This is a genomic window from Kitasatospora sp. NPDC023120 (genome assembly GCF_055560835.1).
This window is the reverse complement of record NZ_JBVHHY010000010.1, coordinates 155,976-171,546: the sequence shown is the minus strand read 5'-3', so window position 1 is coordinate 171,546 and position 15,571 is coordinate 155,976. Positions and strand designations below refer to the sequence as shown.

General features: G+C 75.4%; 12 protein-coding genes and 1 pseudogene. 7 read left to right on the top strand and 6 right to left on the bottom strand.

Annotation, left to right across the window (positions count from 1 at the left end; genetic code table 11):
- Positions 1 to 352: 352 nt before the first annotated feature.
- Together ACZ3TI_RS17005 and ACZ3TI_RS17000 are read left to right on the top strand one after the other, a co-directional pair.
- Positions 353 to 3,100: an AfsR/SARP family transcriptional regulator gene (locus tag ACZ3TI_RS17005; protein ID WP_465726997.1), complete on the top strand. Its 2,748-nt coding sequence runs from the start codon at positions 353 to 355 to the stop codon at positions 3,098 to 3,100.
- 439 nt (positions 3,101 to 3,539) lie between these two features.
- Positions 3,540 to 5,909 (top strand): ATP-binding protein, encoded by a 2,370-nt coding sequence (locus ACZ3TI_RS17000; RefSeq protein WP_465726996.1) that lies wholly within the window; start codon positions 3,540 to 3,542, stop codon positions 5,907 to 5,909.
- 32 nt (positions 5,910 to 5,941) lie between these two features.
- On the opposite strand, the pseudogene ACZ3TI_RS16995 reads toward ACZ3TI_RS17000, so the two are convergent.
- A pseudogene (locus tag ACZ3TI_RS16995) lies at positions 5,942 to 6,346 on the bottom strand (serine hydrolase); the annotation flags it as partial.
- A gap of 328 nt (positions 6,347 to 6,674) precedes the next feature.
- On the opposite strand from ACZ3TI_RS16995, the gene ACZ3TI_RS16990 reads away from it, so the two are divergent.
- The gene (locus ACZ3TI_RS16990) at positions 6,675 to 7,571 is read left to right on the top strand and encodes an alkaline phosphatase family protein (RefSeq protein WP_465726995.1); all 897 of its coding nucleotides are present in this window, start codon (positions 6,675 to 6,677) and stop codon (positions 7,569 to 7,571) included.
- Between the two features lie 10 nt (positions 7,572 to 7,581).
- Here ACZ3TI_RS16990 and ACZ3TI_RS16985 read toward each other — a convergent pair whose 3' ends face one another.
- Positions 7,582 to 8,892, bottom strand: a complete 1,311-nt coding sequence (locus ACZ3TI_RS16985; RefSeq protein WP_465726994.1) for an MFS transporter — start codon at positions 8,890 to 8,892, stop codon at positions 7,582 to 7,584.
- An 80-nt stretch (positions 8,893 to 8,972) separates the two neighbouring features.
- Here ACZ3TI_RS16985 and ACZ3TI_RS16980 point away from each other — a divergent pair, with 80 nt between their 5' ends.
- Positions 8,973 to 9,524 carry a MarR family winged helix-turn-helix transcriptional regulator gene (locus ACZ3TI_RS16980; protein ID WP_465726993.1) on the top strand — a complete coding sequence of 184 codons (552 nt, stop codon included), beginning with the start codon at positions 8,973 to 8,975 and terminating at the stop codon, positions 9,522 to 9,524.
- Between the two features lie 20 nt (positions 9,525 to 9,544).
- Here the strand turns inward: ACZ3TI_RS16980 and ACZ3TI_RS16975 are convergent, their stop codons facing one another.
- Positions 9,545 to 10,069 carry a hypothetical protein gene (locus tag ACZ3TI_RS16975; protein ID WP_465726992.1) on the bottom strand — a complete coding sequence of 175 codons (525 nt, stop codon included), beginning with the start codon at positions 10,067 to 10,069 and terminating at the stop codon, positions 9,545 to 9,547.
- 173 nt (positions 10,070 to 10,242) lie between these two features.
- On the opposite strand from ACZ3TI_RS16975, the gene ACZ3TI_RS16970 reads away from it, so the two are divergent.
- Positions 10,243 to 10,836, top strand: a complete 594-nt coding sequence (locus tag ACZ3TI_RS16970) for a hypothetical protein (protein ID WP_465726991.1) — start codon at positions 10,243 to 10,245, stop codon at positions 10,834 to 10,836.
- 73 nt (positions 10,837 to 10,909) lie between these two features.
- Here ACZ3TI_RS16970 and ACZ3TI_RS16965 read toward each other — a convergent pair whose 3' ends face one another.
- Positions 10,910 to 11,962 carry an LpqB family beta-propeller domain-containing protein gene (locus ACZ3TI_RS16965; RefSeq protein ID WP_465726990.1) on the bottom strand — a complete coding sequence of 351 codons (1,053 nt, stop codon included), beginning with the start codon at positions 11,960 to 11,962 and terminating at the stop codon, positions 10,910 to 10,912.
- Between the two features lie 210 nt (positions 11,963 to 12,172).
- Positions 12,173 to 12,655: a nuclear transport factor 2 family protein gene (locus ACZ3TI_RS16960; RefSeq protein ID WP_465726989.1), complete on the bottom strand. Its 483-nt coding sequence runs from the start codon at positions 12,653 to 12,655 to the stop codon at positions 12,173 to 12,175.
- 103 nt (positions 12,656 to 12,758) lie between these two features.
- Here ACZ3TI_RS16960 and ACZ3TI_RS16955 point away from each other — a divergent pair, with 103 nt between their 5' ends.
- Positions 12,759 to 13,322: a TetR/AcrR family transcriptional regulator gene (locus ACZ3TI_RS16955; protein WP_465726988.1), complete on the top strand. Its 564-nt coding sequence runs from the start codon at positions 12,759 to 12,761 to the stop codon at positions 13,320 to 13,322.
- 466 nt (positions 13,323 to 13,788) lie between these two features.
- Positions 13,789 to 13,932 (top strand): hypothetical protein, encoded by a 144-nt coding sequence (locus tag ACZ3TI_RS16950; RefSeq protein WP_465726987.1) that lies wholly within the window; start codon positions 13,789 to 13,791, stop codon positions 13,930 to 13,932.
- Positions 13,933 to 14,120: 188 nt separating this feature from the next.
- Here ACZ3TI_RS16950 and ACZ3TI_RS16945 read toward each other — a convergent pair whose 3' ends face one another.
- Positions 14,121 to 15,392, bottom strand: coding sequence for a DUF5685 family protein (locus ACZ3TI_RS16945; RefSeq protein WP_465726986.1), 1,272 nt, complete (start codon positions 15,390 to 15,392; stop codon positions 14,121 to 14,123).
- Between the last annotated feature and the right edge of the window lie 179 nt (positions 15,393 to 15,571).

Below are 15,571 nucleotides of genomic sequence, written 5' to 3'. Positions count from 1 at the left end.
CCGAGGCGGCCCCGGGGTGGAGCAGTGTAGTGCGACGACCCGTCCGGGTAGCCCGGGCCCGTCGCCCTGCCCTCGGTGGACGCGGTCGGGGCGGCTCCCGGTTGCGTCGGCCGCCGACGAGCCGCTCCGACCGCGTCCGGACAGGGGCCGAAACCCGGAGGGCGCCCGGGCCTTCGTGTCGGACCGACCGGGTAGCGTGCGGGCATGACGGAGAGCCAGGACATCGACGGCCCGGAGCGGGGTGCGAGGCCCCTCGGACGGACCGTCCCGCCCGGCCCCGCGTGAACGGGCAGGTCGGGCCTATCCTCGGACGGGAGTCGGCGGGTTCGGCAGGTGGGGAGGAGAGGGGCGCGTGCACATCGATCTGCTCGGTCCGGTGGTCGTGCGGCGGGAGGACGGGACGGCGGCGACGCCCTCCGCGCCCAAACGGCGGGCGCTGCTGAGCGCGCTCGCCGTGCGGCTGAACCAGACGCTCGCCACCGAGGAGCTGATCGAGCTGGTCTGGGACGGCGCGGCGCCGCCCACCGCTCGGGCCGCGCTGCAGGGGCACGTCGCCGCGCTGCGCCAACTCCTGGACGGGACGCCCTTCGAGCTGGGCACCCGCGGCTCCGGGTACCTGCTGGCCGGCGAGCCGGACCGGGTCGACGCACTGCGCTTCGTCCGCCTCTGCGAGGAAGCGGGCGTGCTGCTGCCCGGGCCCGCCGCCCCGGGCGACGCGGCACCGGAAGGCCGGGCGCTGCCGCTGCTGCGCGCCGCGCTGGACCTGTGGCGCGGCCCGGCGCTCGCCGACTGCGGCTCCGCACGTCTGCGCGAGCTGATCCTCCCGCAGCTGACCGACCTGCGGCTGCGCGCCCTGGAGGGGTTCGCCGAGGGGCTCCTGCGGGCGGGTCGCGGCGGCGAGTCGGTCACCGAACTCGCGCAAGCCGCCGACGCCAACCCGTCCCGCCAGACGCTGACCGCCCGGCTGGTCCGCTGCCTCGAGCAGTCCGGGCGGCACGCGGAGGCACGGGAGCGGTACGAGCGCGCGGTGGCCCGGCTCTCCGGCCCGCCCGGCCCGGAACTGCGCCGCGCCGGTGAGCGGTTCGGCGCCCGGCCCGCCGCACCCGACCGCCGCTTCGTCGGCCGGAGCGCCGAACTCGCCCGGCTGGACGAGGCCCTGCCCGCCGCCCGCTCCGGCCGCCCGGTCCTGGTCACCGGTCCGGCCGGGGTGGGCAAGACCGCCCTGGTCCAGCACTGGGCGGCACAGCGCGGAGCCGGGCACTTCCCGGACGGCCTGCTCCGCGCCGAGCTGCGCGGCTTCGACCCGGACGGGCCGCGTGAACCCGCCGACATCCTGGGCGAGTTCCTCATCGCCCTCGGCGTGGCCCCGGAGGCCATGCCCGCCTCGACCGAGGACCGCTCCCGTCGGTTCCGCGAACTCGTCGCCGGCCGGCGGATGGCGATCCTGCTGGACGACGCCGCCTCCTACGAGCAGCTTGCCCCGCTGCTGCCCGACCCGCCGTCGGCGGACCCCGCAGACCGCGCGGACTTCGAGGATCCCGCCGACCCCGCGGACGGCGATGCACCGGCGCCCGTCGCCGTCGTGACCAGCCGCAGCCGGCTGCGTCACCTGCTGGTCCGCGCGGGCGGCGTCCCGATCCCGCTGGGCGTGCTCACCGGCGAGGACGCCGCCGCGCTGCTCGCCCGCACCCTCGGACCGGACCGGACGGACGGATCCGACCCGGAGGCCGCCACCGAACTCGCCGAACTCGCCGAGCGCTGCGACCGCCTGCCGCTGGCGTTGCGTCTGGCCGCCGCCCGGCTGGCCGCCCGACCCGAATGGTCCCCGGGCGACCTCGTCCGCGAACTCGCCGACGAGGAGACCGGATTGGCGGCCCTCTCCGGCGCCGGCACTTCCGGCATCGGCACCGGCGTCGGAGCGGGCTCCACCCGCGGCCCGATCGGCCTCACCACCGCCCTCGAGCGCACCCACCGGACGCTGCCGCCCGCCGCCGCCCGGCTGTTCACCCTGCTCGGCCTGCACCCCGGAGCGGTGATCGACACCGACACCGCCGCCGCCATCGCCGACCTCCCGCCCGTCACCGCCCGCACCCTGCTGGCCGCGCTGGACACGGTCCACCTGCTGGAGGAGACGGCGCCCGGCCGCTACGCCCGGAGTGAGCTGGTGCGCCGCTACGCCGCCCGGCAGGCCGCCGAACTCACCTGCGACGAACGGTTCGTCGCCCTCGACCGGCTGATCGCCCACTACCTGGACGTCACCGCCGGCTGGACGGCCGAGTGCACGGCGGCCGGCGCCGACGAGCGGGCGGCGGCCTGGTTCCGCCGCGAGGAGAGCGCCCTGCGGGCCGTCGTGGTCTGCGCCGAGCAGCACGGGCGGACCGCCGAGTCCTGGCAACTCGCCCACCGGATCGCCCTGTTGTACGAGGCCACCGGCCACGACCGGACGCACTGGCGGGCCGTCGTCGAGGCCGGGCTGAAGGCCGCGCACGCGGACGGCGACGACGCGGCCGTGGCCCGGCTCGGTACCGACCTCGCCGTCCTGCACATCGCCCGCGCCGCCCACCGCACCGCCGCCGAGCACCTGGAGCGCGCCGTCGCCGCGGCCGACCGGGCCGGCGACGCGGCGCTGCGCCACCACTGCCGCAGCCGGGTCGCCGCCGCACTGCTGCGGGCCGGCCGCTACGAGCGGGCGCTGCCGATGCTCACCGACCTGGTGGCCGCCGCCCGCACCCCGGCCACCGACCACCTGCTGGTGCACTCGCTCACGGGCCTGGCCGACGCCCTGGTCCTGGCCGGCGCCCCCGGCCCGGCCCTCACCCACGCCGACGAGGCCGTCCGTACCGCCACCACCCGCCCCGACGGCGCCGAGGCCGTCCTCGCCACCCACAGCCGCGCCCGCGCCCTGCACGCCCTGGGCCGTCGCGACGCCGCGCTCTCCTCGGCCCGGCTCGCCGTCGCCCTCGGCCGTACCGTCGGCGATCCCGCGCTCGAGGCGCGCTCGCACGGCCTGCTGGCGGACCTGCTGTGCGAGCTGGGCCGCAGCGTGGAGGGCGCCGAGGCCCGGCAGCGGGCGGCGGCACTCTCGGCGGGCAGCCACTGAGCGGCGGGTAACCACTGAGCGGCGGGTAACCGCTGAGCGGCGGGTAACCGCTGAGCGAGGGGCAACCGCTGAGCGGGGGGCAACCGCTGAGCGCCGGTCGAAGCCGTCCCGCCCGACCCCGGGAGCACCCGGTGAACCGCGGGCACCCGTCCAGCCGTTCACCGGAGAGCGGAACCACAGGCGGAACCACCGGCAGTTCCGGCGGGTGGAACCGCCGTCGCCGCCGGACCGCCCGACACCCGGGCGGCGCCCCTGAACTGGGACGCGACGTCGATGAAGGATCGGGTACGGGGAATTTCCGCCGCCTGGGCATACTTCTGCCTGGTACCGCCTGCCGGGTGCGGAGCCAGGCAGAGTCCAGGCAGAAGTGCGCAAGTGGCAGGACCGAGTGAGTGGGGGGCGGGGCGTGGCGGCAGGGGGCAGCGGGACGGGTGCGGACGTGGGCGAGTTCAGCCGGCTGCTGGCCGGTCACCGGGTGGCGGCCGGCCTGACCCAGGAGGAGCTCGCCGCGGCCGCCGGGGTCAGCCTGCGCGCCCTCGGGGACATGGAGCGCGGCCGGACGCGCGGGCCGCAGCGGCGCACCGTACGGGCCCTGGCCGTCGCCCTCGGCCTGGACGGGGAGCAGACGCGGCTGCTGGACGGCGCCGCGCAGTCCGGGCGCCCGCGCGGTGTCCGGCCGGGACCGGCGCGGGTCGTGGCGCAGACCGCGCCCCGGCAGCGGGAGCCCGCGGCGCCGCCCGTCACGGCGGGGCAGAGCGCCCTCGCCCTGCCGCGCGACATCGCCGACTTCACCGCCCGGGAGGGCGCCCTCGCCGCGCTGGCCGGCCTCGCCGAGGACGACCGGCCCGCCCACCCCCGGGTGGTGCTGGTGAGCGGTCAGCCCGGCCTCGGCAAGACGTCCTTCGCCCTGCACGCCGCCCACACCCTGGCTGAGCGCTTCCCGGACGGACAGCTCTCCCTCGACCTCGGCGGCATGTCCGGCCAGCCGCTGCCCGCCCGCGACGCGCTCGGCCAGGTGCTGCGCGCCCTGGGCGTCGAGGACGCCGCGGTGCCCGCCGGGACGGAGGAGCGGGCCGGCCTCTACCGCGCCCTGGTACGCGAGCGGCGGCTGGTCCTGGTGCTGGACGACGCCGCCGACGAGGGCCAGGTGCGCCCGCTGCTGCCGGGCTCCGGGCCGGCCGTGACCATCGTGACCAGCCGCAACGCACTGCCCGGCCTGGAGTCGGTGCACCGGCTGAGCCTGGATGTGCTCGCCCCGGCCGAGGCAGCGGGCCTGCTGGCCCGGATCGCCGGTCGTGAGCGGATCGAGGCCGCGCCCGATGCCACCGCCGAACTGGCCGGGCTCTGCGGCTACCTGCCGCTCGCGCTGCGGATCGCCGGGCAGCGGCTGGTGGCCCGGCCGCAGCAGCCGGTCGCCCACCTGGTGCGCCAGCTGGCCGCCGAGGAGACCCGCCTGGACCTGCTGGAGACCGGCGACCTGGCGGTCCGCCCGGCCTTCGAGCTGTCCTACCGCCGGCTGCCCGCCGAGTCCCGACTGGTGCTCCGGCGCTGCGCGTTGACGGCGGGACCGGACTTCACGGCGGTCGTCGCCGCCGCTTACGCGGGCCTGTCGGCGGCCCGGACCGAGCTGGTGCTGGAGCAGCTGGTCGACGCCGGACTCGTGCAGCCCGCCTCCTCCGACCGCTACCGCCTGCACGACCTGGTGCGGCTCTACGCGGGCGAGCGGCTGGCCGTCGACGAGACGGCCGAGGAGCTGGCCGAGGCCCGCACCCGGGCCGGGCGCCGGATCCTCGACCGGGCCGCCGCCTACGGACTGCGCTTCGACCCGGAGCACACGAGCCCGCAGCAGGCAGGCCCGCAGCACGCAGGCACGCCGCACGCGGACCTGCAGCACGCCGGCCCGCAGCACCCCAAGGACGGCGCCGAGCCGCCCGGCTCCGCGCCCGCGCACCTCACCGAGGCGGCGCGCTGGCTGGAGTACGAGCACCCGGAGTGGCTGGCCGCCCTGCACCACGCGCAGCGGTCCGGCCGCTACCGGGAGGTGATCGACACCGCCGAGGCCATGCACTGGTTCTCCGACCGGCTGCTGAGCTGGGGGATCTGGGCGGAGGTGTTCCAGCTGTCGGTGGACGCCGCCCGCGCGCTCGGCGACCGGCGGGCCGAGGCGGTGCACGTCAACTACCTGGCCTGGACGTACGTCACCTGTCTGCACCGCTACCAGCGTGGCATCGAACTGGCCGCCGAGGGGCTGGAGTTGGCGCAGGAGCTGGGGGACCGGGAGCAGCAGGGCTGGGCGCTCACCTACCTCGCCTCCGGGCTGCGCTACCTGCGGCGCCACCGCGAGGCGACCGAGGCCTTCGAGCGGGCGGCGGACGCCTTCGCCGCGGTCGACAACCGCTCCGCCATGATCGGCCGGCTGGGCACCCTGCGCGGCGCCGCCAACTGCCTGCGGGATTCCGGCCGGGCCGAGGAGGCCGCGGACACCCGCCGCCGGGCCCTGGCCGGCGCGCTGGAGCTGGTGGAGCGCTGGTCCTCGCCGCTGATGAACCTGCTGGCGGCCATGACCGCGCACGAACTGGGCCTGGACCGCGCGGCGTTGAAGCGCTGGCCGGCCGCCGAGAAGGCCTACCGGCAGGCCCTGGCGCACTACGAGGCGGTCGGGCGGCCGGACAGCACGACCAAGACCCTGACCGAACTGGGCACCGCGCTGATCGAGCAGGGCCGCGCCGAGGAGGCCCGCGAACTGCTCACCGAGGCGCTCACCGACCTGAGCGCGGACGGCCCCCGGCCGGGGCCGCCGAGGCGCTGACCCACCCGGGCGCAGCCCGTCATCGTCCAGCCCTCCGGCAGGGTGCCCTCGGGGAGGTAGTCGCGCAGCGGCTTGTCGAGGTCGATCCGGCCCTCCTGCGCCAGCTGCATCACGAGAACGGCGGTGAACATCTTGCTGTTGCGGCCGACCCGGAACCTCCACGAGGAGTTCATCGGGGTCCCGTCCAGGTTCGCCTGGCCGATCGACACCCGGCGGGTCCCCTCCCTGCCGCCGTGGTCGCGGATCACCGCGAAGGCGCCCGGGGCGCCGGCGCCGGTGGCGGCCTGCAGGGCGGCCAGCACGCCGGCGATGTCGGAGGCGGGCGGCGCGTCGGCGGTGCCCCGGTCGGCGGCCACGGCGTGCGCGGCGCCGGTGGCCACCAGGACGGCAGCGGTGGCGGCCACCGCGAGGGGACGCAGAAGGCTGTTCTTCGCCATGTTCCTCGGTCCTCTCGTCAGCTGACGCGGCGTCGGGCCGTGCCGTTCGCTGATCACCATCACCGGCGGGGCGGGCGAAGGCAATGTGAACCGGTTCGCCCGCATCGTCCGTCGTGGGCACCGGCCCGGCGGGCGCACCGTTCGTTTCCCGCTCCGGAGCCAAGGTTTTACCTGCTGTCGTCTACCCGCGTCGACGGCCCGGCCCTCATGCTGTTCGGGCGCTCGACGCGCGGTCCGGTGCACCCCCCGTGCCGGCCCCCGCACCGCCGGATCCCCTCACCCCCCAAGCCGAGCGGCTCGCCGGGCCGCTCCTCACCCGAGGATTGTCATGACTTCGTCCACGAAGCCCCTGAACCCCCGTTCCCGCCGCACCGCCACCGCGATCGGCTCCGCCGTCGCCCTGGTCGCCGCCTCCGCCGGCCTGTGGGCCGCGACCGCCACCACCGCGCAGGCGGCCGCCCTGCCCACGCCCGACCACATCGTCGTCGTCGTGATGGAGAACCACGCCTACACCCAGGTCATCGGCAGCAGCAGCGCCCCGTACATCAACAACACCCTGAAGGCCGGCGGCGCCAACCTCACCCAGTCCTTCGGCATCACCCACCCGAGCGAGCCGAACTACTACGCGCTGTTCTCCGGCTCCACCCAGGGCCGCGTCGACGACAGCTGTGTGACCGTCGGCGGCTTCCAGAGCGCCAACCTGGCCTCCGAGGTCATCGCCGCCGGCAAGACCTGGGCCAGCTACAACGAGTCCCTGCCGAGCCAGGGCAGCACCACCTGCAGCAGCGGCAACTACGCCCAGAAGCACAACCCGTGGTTCGGCTTCGGCAACGTGCCGCTCAGCTCGGCCAAGACCTTCGCGCAGTTCCCGACCGACTACACCACCCTGCCGAACGTCTCCTTCGTCGTGCCGAACCTCTGCAGCGACATGCACGACTGCTCGGTCAGCACCGGCGACACCTGGATCAAGAACAACCTCGGCGCCTACGCCACCTGGGCCCAGACCCACAACAGCCTGCTGGTCGTCACCTTCGACGAGGACAACAAGCTGTCCGGCAACCGGATCCCGACCGTGGTCTACGGCGCGCACGTCATCCCCGGCAGCAGCTCCGCCACCACCTACAACCACTACAACGTGCTGCGCACCCTGGAGGACCTGTCCGGTGCCGGCGGCCACGCGGGCAACGCGGCCACCGCGAGCGACATCACCGGCATCTGGAACTGAGCCGCGGTGATCAGGGCTTGACCCCGGTCCGAGCCCGATCCTGAACCAGATCCCGAGCCCGGACCGGTGGCTGCTGTTCGGTCACCGGTCCGGGCTCGCCCGCGGAGGCCGGTCGCGCGCGGTGCCCACGCACGCCGGGCACCGCCGCGGTGCCCGCGCAGACCAGCGTCACCAGCACCGCCGCCGCCAGCAGCGGCACCCGACTGCCCCAGGCGTCGGCGGCGAGCGGCGCCAGGACGTACCCGACCGGGGCGGCGCCCAGCGAGAGCAGCCAGTCGTACGAGGTGACCCGGGCCAGGGTCCCGGCCGGGAAGTCCTGCTGCACCACCGTCTGCCACACCGGGTTGAGGAAGCCCAGCCCGGCCATCGCCACCGCCTGCGCGGCCACCGCGACGGGCGCCGGGGCCGGGACGGAGAGCGCGAGCAGCGGCAGCCCGTACAGCGCGAGCGCGAGGTTGCCGGCCAGTACCGGGCGCCGGGGCCGGACCCGTCCGGCGATCAGCGAGCCGACCAGCAGCCCCACCGCCCCGGCCTGGGTGAGCGCCACCCAGACGCCGTCGCCGCCGAGGCGGGTGGCGGCGATCAGCGGGCCGAGGGTGAGCAGAACGGCGCTCGCGCCGTTCCACACGCCGTGGGCGATCAGACTGGTCCAGTACCAGTCCCGGGCGCGCACCTCGCTCCAGCCCTCGGCGAGGTCCCGGCGCAGCGAGCGCGGTCCGTCGGTGGCGCGCTCGGCACCCGTCTCACGGTCCACGGTGAGCCGGGCGAGCAGCGCGGCGCTCAGTACGAAGGACGCGCCGTCCAGCACGAACGCCCAGCCGGGCCCCGCGGTGTACACCAGCAGCCCGGCGAGCGCCGGGCCGCCGAGGCGCGCGGCGCCGTTCGCGGTGCCGAGCAGGGCGTTGGCCCGCAGCCGCTGCTCGCCCCGGACGGTGGCCGCGACCAGCGGCGTGGCGGTGGGGATGGCGAAAGCGGAGGCGACACCGCCGACCGCCGAGGCGAGGGCGATGTGCGGCAGGCTCGGATGCCCGCCGAGCAGTTCCAGACCGACGAGCAGCTGGGCGACGGCCCGGACCAGGTCGGTCGTGAGCGCGACCAGCCGCGGGTCGAAGCGGTCCCCGACGACCCCGCCGAACGGCAGCAGGAGCAGCCTCGGCACCATCGCGCAGGCCAGCACCAGGGCGAGCGCGGCGGAGGAGCCGGTGGCCCGGGTGATGGCGATGGCGAGGGCGGCGGGGACGACGGCGTCGCCGAGCGTGGAGATCGTCCGGCCGAGGAAGAGCAGGCGGAAGGCGGGGAGGCGCAAAGGGTGGCTCGTCACGCGCCGCACTGTATTTCGGTGTCGAAATTTTGGCAACGAATATCTTGGTGGCGGCGCTTCAGGGTTTGTAGACTCCTGCCATGGCCGAGCACCTCCACCAGCACGACACCCCGCCCCGCGACTGGACGGACGGCCACGTCGAGCGCTGGCGGCCGGTGCTGCCCGGCCTCGACCCGGACATCGAGGCCGCCGTCACCCGCATGTCCAAGCTCACCAGGCACTTCCGCCGGGTCCGCGAACAGGGCGTTGCCGACTACGGCCTGCAGAAGCACGAGTTCGACACCCTCCACGAGCTCGCCGGCCGCGGCGGCCACGCCGCCCCCTCCGACCTGCGCGCCGACCTCAACCTCGCCCCGGCCTCCATCACCGGCCGCCTGGAGACCCTGGAGCGGCGCGGCTTCGTCCAGCGCACGCCCTCCACGGCGGACCGCCGGAAGGTCGACATCGCACTGACGGACGCCGGGCGCGCCGCGTGGCACGAGGCCCTCGACGTGGTCGGGCGGGAGGAGCGCCGACTGCTGGGGGTGCTCTCGGAGGACGAGCGGCGCACGCTGTCGGACCTGCTGCGGAAGGTGATGCTCGCCCAGGAGGCGACGGAGGACGGCCGATCGGACCGACCGCGGTCGACCTGACCGCAGTCGGCTGACGGCGGTCAGTCCTCCACGCCGACGCGCCGGGCGATCTCCTTCAGGCGCTCGAGTTCGCGCTGCGCCGCGGGCAGGTGGACGAGGTCGAGGGCCAGCTCGGCCCGCGCGGTGACGTAGAGGATGTCCTCACGGGTGGCCTCGTCCAGGCCGGAAGCGCACCGGAGGCGGCGGCCGGTGACGCTCAGGAAGAGCTCGATCTGGAAGAGCCGTTCCCGCACGTGCCGCGGGAGCACCTGCGGGAGGGTGTCCTTGACGTAGTCGTGGGCCTGCCGGTCCGCCTCGCGCGGGCGGGGCCGCGCGGGGGCCCAGCGCAGGCCGGCCTCCCGGGCGTCGTCGTACAGCTGCGCCACCCGGGCGCGTGCCGTCCCTCCGTCGCCCTCGGCGGCGGCCGCGCGGGCCGACTCCAGGGTGGCGCGCAGCGCGGCAAGGGCCCGAGGATCCTCTTTCGTCCGGGCGTCCAGGTAGCCGGACCAGACGTCGAAGGCCTTGCTCAAATCGGCGTCCAGCATGATCGTGTACGGGTCCGGCACTCCGCCTCGTCCTTCCGTCGGGTTCCCATCGGGGCCGTCCGGTCCGGACGGCGGCGGTTCACGATAGGGCGCCGGACGGCGCACCGCCCGCGAATTTCGGCGGCGGTTCCGGTGGGCGGGGGTGCGGGCCCCGGGGTCGACCGGCCGTACCCGTCCCTGGTATCGATAGGGGCGTGCGATTCGAACTTGTGCCGATGCCGGACGGTGTGGGGGCACGGCCCCGGGACGGGCGGGGGTACCCGGTGCCGGCGATCACGCCGTGGCATGGGGGCGAGCCGCAGTTCGCGCTGACGGACCACGGGCGCAGCGCCGACTGCGCGCTGGAGCGCCGGTGTTCGGTGTGTGGCGGGTTCATGGAGCGCGGACCGGTGTGGCGGGTCGTGGGGGCCGCCGAGAGCGCCGCGATCGCCGAGGCCCTCGCGGACGGGCGGCCGTACCGCAACCTCGCCCCGACCATGGAGGGCCCCGGGCACCGTGCGTGCATGCTCTACGCGTCGATGGTCTGCCCCTACCTGGCGCGCCCGAACGCCCGGCGGCGGGTCACCGCCGAGGACGCCGCCGACGAACTGACCTCGGCCGCCGTCCGCGGGGCGGCGCGCGGCGGGCTGGGCGCGGTGGTCGGGTTCGGGGACTACGAATACGCCGTCACCGAGACCCGGGTGCTGTTCCGCTTCCTCGACCTGGTCGAGTACCTGCCGCACGCGTCGGCCGACGAGCACCTGGCCGAGCTGCGCGCGGAGTTGGCGAAGCCCGGCCAGGGGCGGTAGGCGGTCACCGACCCGCGAGGCCCGTGGGCCCGGGTCAGTGACCGCCCACCCGGGTCACGGCCGGTTGCCCGGGTTACGGCCGGTACGCGGGCAGGCCCTTGAGGGTGGAGACCTGGGTCGGTGCGGCGGAGCCGTCGGCGGGCAGGGTGGAGACGCCGTCCGGGGTGCGGACCGCGATGGTCTTGCCGTCGGGGGACCACGCGGGCTCGGTGTAGTCGGTGGTGGCCGACGGGGTGAGGTCCTTCTCGGCCTTCTGGTCCCACTGCGTGGAGCGGGTGAACAGGTGGTCGTGTCCGTTCACCGAGCGGACGAAGACCAGGTGCTCGCCGTCGGGGGAGAGGGCCGGCTGGGAGCCCTTGCCCATGTCCCGCGCGGCGGGCCGGATGTAGTCGTCGTAGATGTAGACCTCGTTGGCCGGGGTGTTGGCGTACGCGATCTCGCCGCGGTGGCCGCCCGCGTTGGCCCAGGCGTTGCCGGTCTGCGGCGGCTGCGGCAGGTTGTCGTTGCCGCCCTCGGAGCTGTGCGGGGTGAGCACCTCGGGGGTGGCGCCGGGGGACTTGGTGGGGACCTTCTCCAGCTTCAGCACGCCGCCCTTGCTGCTCGCGAACACGATGGTGTCGAAGCGCTCCAGGGCGCCGGGGACGCTGGTGACACCGGGGTCCGAGGTGGCGCGCTGCCAGGTGGGATGGGACCAGGTCTCCCCGCCGGGGTTCTTGGCGAGGGTGACCTTCCCGGTGCCGTCCGGGTTGGCGACCACCAGGTCGCCGTTGCCGTTGACGAAGGCGGCCTTCTTGCCGTCGGGGGACCACGCGAGGTCGCGCACGGCGGTGCCGAAGTCGACGGTGGCGCCGTTCATCGCGACGGTCTGGGTGCCGGTGCTGATGGTCAGGTGGTTGGCGGCGGAGGTGCCGTTGACCTCCTTGCCGCCCGGCGCGGGGCTGCCGGAGCGGGACGGGGCGGCGGGCGCGCCCGTCCCGGGCGCCGCCGACCCGGGGGCGGCGCCGGTCGGGGCCGTGGTGGGACCGGAGTCCGTGGTGTCAGGACCGCAGGCGGAGAGCAGGACCGCGCCGACGGTGGTCATCAGGGCGATCGCGGCGGCGGTGCCGAATCTGTTGCGCACGGACATTTCCAGGTCCCCCTCGAGTGCTGTTCGCTTTCGAGATGAAGCGTCCCAGCGCGAGGTCGAAGGCCTGTTCGCGACGTGTCACAGGCGTGGAACAGTCCCCGTGCGATGCCCTGACGACCCGGTACCCCGACGCGGCGACAGATCCGGTCCGAGCCCTCGGAACCCTCGGAGCCCGCAGAGTCCCCGGAGTCCTCGGCGTCCTCGGAGCCCTCAGAGCCCGAGTTCGGTGAGGCCCGGGTGGTCGTCGGGGCGGCGCCCGAGCGGCCAGTGGAACAGGCGCTCCTCGGCGGTGATCGGAACGTCGTTGATGGAGGCGTGCCGCCGGGCCATCAGACCGTCCGGGGCGAACTCCCAGTTCTCGTTGCCGTAGGAGCGGTACCACCGGCCCGCGTCGTCCTGCCACTCGTAGGCGAAGCGGACGGCGATGCGGTCGCCGTCGTACGCCCAGAGCTCCTTGATCAGTCGGTACTCGAGCTCGCGGTCCCACTTGCGGGTGAGGAACTCGGCGATCCGCTCGCGGCCGGTGAGGAACTCGTCGCGGTTGCGCCAGCGGCTGTCGGGTGTGTAGGCGAGGGCGACGCGCCGCGGGTCGCGGGTGTTCCAGGCGTCCTCGGCGGCCCGGACCTTCTGCCGGGCGGTCTCCTCGGCGAACGGGGGCAGGGGCGGGCGCTGTCCGTCGCGCTGTTCGGGCATGGGTGAGCTCCTCGAGAACGGGCGTTCCGCCGGCGAGAACGATCGTTCTCACGGTAGTGGCTACGATAGGAGAACCATCGTTCTCACGCAAAGGGCACGGCAGATGGACCTCGAAGACCCGCGGACCCGGATCCTCGACGCGGCCGAGGAGCTGTTCTACGGGCAGGGCATCCAGGCGGTGGGCATGGACGCCGTCCGGGCCGCCTCCGGCATCACGATGCGCCGCCTCTACCAGCACTTCCCGTCCAAGAACGACCTGGTCGAGGCCTATCTGCTGCGCCGCGACGGCCGCTGGCGGGCGAGCCTCGCCGTGTACGTCTCCCGCGCGGGCGGCCCGCCCCGGGAGCAGCTGCTCGCGGTCTACGACTGGCTCGGCCTGTGGTTCGCCGAACCCGGATTCCGCGGCTGCGCGTTCGTCAACTCCTTCGGTGAACTGGGCGCCACCACGCCCGTCGTCGCTGCCGCCGCGCGGCACCACAAGGAGGAGTTCAGCGGCTACCTCGCGGGCCTCGCCGAGGCCGCCGGCGCCCCGCCCGCCGCCGCCACCCACCTGGCCCTGCTCGCCGAGGGCGCCATCACCACCGCCGCCATCCACGGCGATCCGGCGGTCGCCGCCGACGCCAAGGAGGCCGCCCGGCTGCTCCTCGATGCCGCGTCGGTGCGGTAGGGCGAGTCGCAGCCGGACGGCCGACGTCCGACCGCCCGTCGGTGGCGGCGGCCGGATCGGGGCCCGGTCCCACATCCCGGGCCCCGGGCCCCGGGTGTCAGCCGATCGTGTGCGACCAATCGCGGCGCGCCCCGACCGGCGGACGGTCTGATGGCCGCACCCATCCCGTTTCCGAGAGGAATCCGATGATGCGTACCCGTGTGCTCCACTGGGCGGCCGGGCTCGCCGCCGCCGCGCTGCTGGGCGGCGGCGCCGGCGGTGCCGTGGCGGCCCCCGCCGACGGCCTCCTGCCCGTACCCGGGCCAGATCCCGATCGTTCCCTGCGCCCCCGGGCAGACTCCCGGGTTCGACCCGGTGACCGGGAGCATCTGCATCCCGGTCCCGGCGGTCTGAGCGCCCGGCTCCGAGCCGCGTTCTTCAGGGCGCGTTTATCGGCCATTGATCGTCACCGCCTAGCGTCGTGCGCATGGACGAGAGAGCGGCCGAGCGGCCGGGGGCGGTGCCCGAGGGGCGGATGACGGAGCAGGACGCCGAGCGGTTCCGGCAGTTGCTGGCGAGGCTGGAGCACTCGCTGGCGGCGGACCGGGAGGCGGCACGGCGTGATGCCTGAGAGAGCGCCCGTCCTGCCCGGGCCGCGCCCGGTGGCGGTGGTTCCGCTGTGGCGGCGCGGCGAGGGGGGCGGTGCGCGGAAGGAGCGCGGGGGCGCGGACCGGCCCGGGGTGCTGCGGGGGCACCCCGGGCCGGTGGCGGTCGATCAGGAGGGGAACGCGGGAGTCCAGGCGTCCGGCTGACGGAGGATCAGCAGTCGCACCCGCAGTCGCAGCCGTCGCACCCGTCACAGCAGCTGCAGCAGTCGCCGCAGCCGTCGCAACCGCTGCAGCAGTCGCAGTCACAGTCGCAGCAGTCGTGCCGGTCGCAGAAGCCCTTGCGGCGCTCGCGGCTGAACGGGTCGTTGTGCTCGCAGCAGAGCAGCTGGCAGGTGCAGGCCATCAGCGCCCACACCGCGCACCCGGCGAGCAGGTTGCGGGGGTGCGGCGGCTTCGAGCCGGGCGGGGTGAAGCCGGGGCCCTGCGGCACCCACGGCGGGACGGGCGCGCCCGGGTCCTGACCGGGCGGTGCCTGGTGCGGCGGCGCCTGGTGCGGGTGCTCGGCCGAGGCGCCCCCGGTCGCGCCGTGCCCCGCACCGCCCTTGGTGCGGCAGCTCGCCGCGTGCCGGGCTCCGAAGACCCGGTCGACGGCGCTCTCGGTCTCGTGGGCGAGCAGGACGTGGACCAGCGCCCGGTCGGTCAGCTCGACCTCGCGCAGCGCGAGCCGGATGCCGTGGACGGCGTCGCGGCAGAGCCGCTCGGCCTCGGCGCGGTCGGTCCCGGTGGCGGTGAGCGGGTTCCAGGCGCCGGAGGCGGCGTCGGCGGTCTGGTCCTCGGCGGCGTCGAGGAGGTGGGCGAGCCGGCCGAACAGCCGCCCGGCCTCGGCGAGCGGGGCGGCGTTGCCGGGGCGTCCGGCGATCACGGCGGTGTGTGCGAAGGCGGCCGAGGTGGCGGTCTCGGTGGGCTCGGTGACCAGCAGGACGGAGCCGCCGGGTTGCAGGGAGCGCTCCAACTCGCCCTGTCGGGAGGCGGCTTCGAGCAGGACGGCGGTGTCGAAGCCGACCGTGGAGGCACTGCCGGCGCTCTGCCGGTCCCAGCGCCGGGTGACCGCCCGGGCGCCCGCGGCGACCGGGCGGCGGGCGAACACGCCGTCGCGGTCCTCGACGTGGTCGCGGATCTTCACCGAGGCGAGCGCCAGCGATACGGCGGCGGCGAGCCGGGCGCCCTCGCCCTTGGCCACGGAGGCGGTCCGCATGCCGCGCAGCGGGCACGGCCCGGCGGTGCGGCGCCAGGAGGAGTCCTCCCGGCCGGCCTGGGCCTCGACCAGGACGGAGATGATCAGACCGTCGTAGTTGGTGGCGGTCCGGGCGAGCTGGCCGTGGTCGTCGCGCAGTGCGAGGCAGAGCCCGCACAGATGGGCCATCCAGGAGGTCTGCAGTCGCTCGGACAGCCGGTGCCTGCATGGTCTGATGATGCCGAACACGATCGTCCCCCTCGCCGTTCGGGCCGCTGACCGGCCACGATTCGCCGCACATCATATGATCAGCGACCCGCCTGGGCCGACCCCCTGACGAGAACGGACACTCGCCGAGCGAGCGATCCGGTTCCCGATGGGGCGATCACGGGACGCCGAAATCCGGGAGAGTGGATCTCATATCCGGG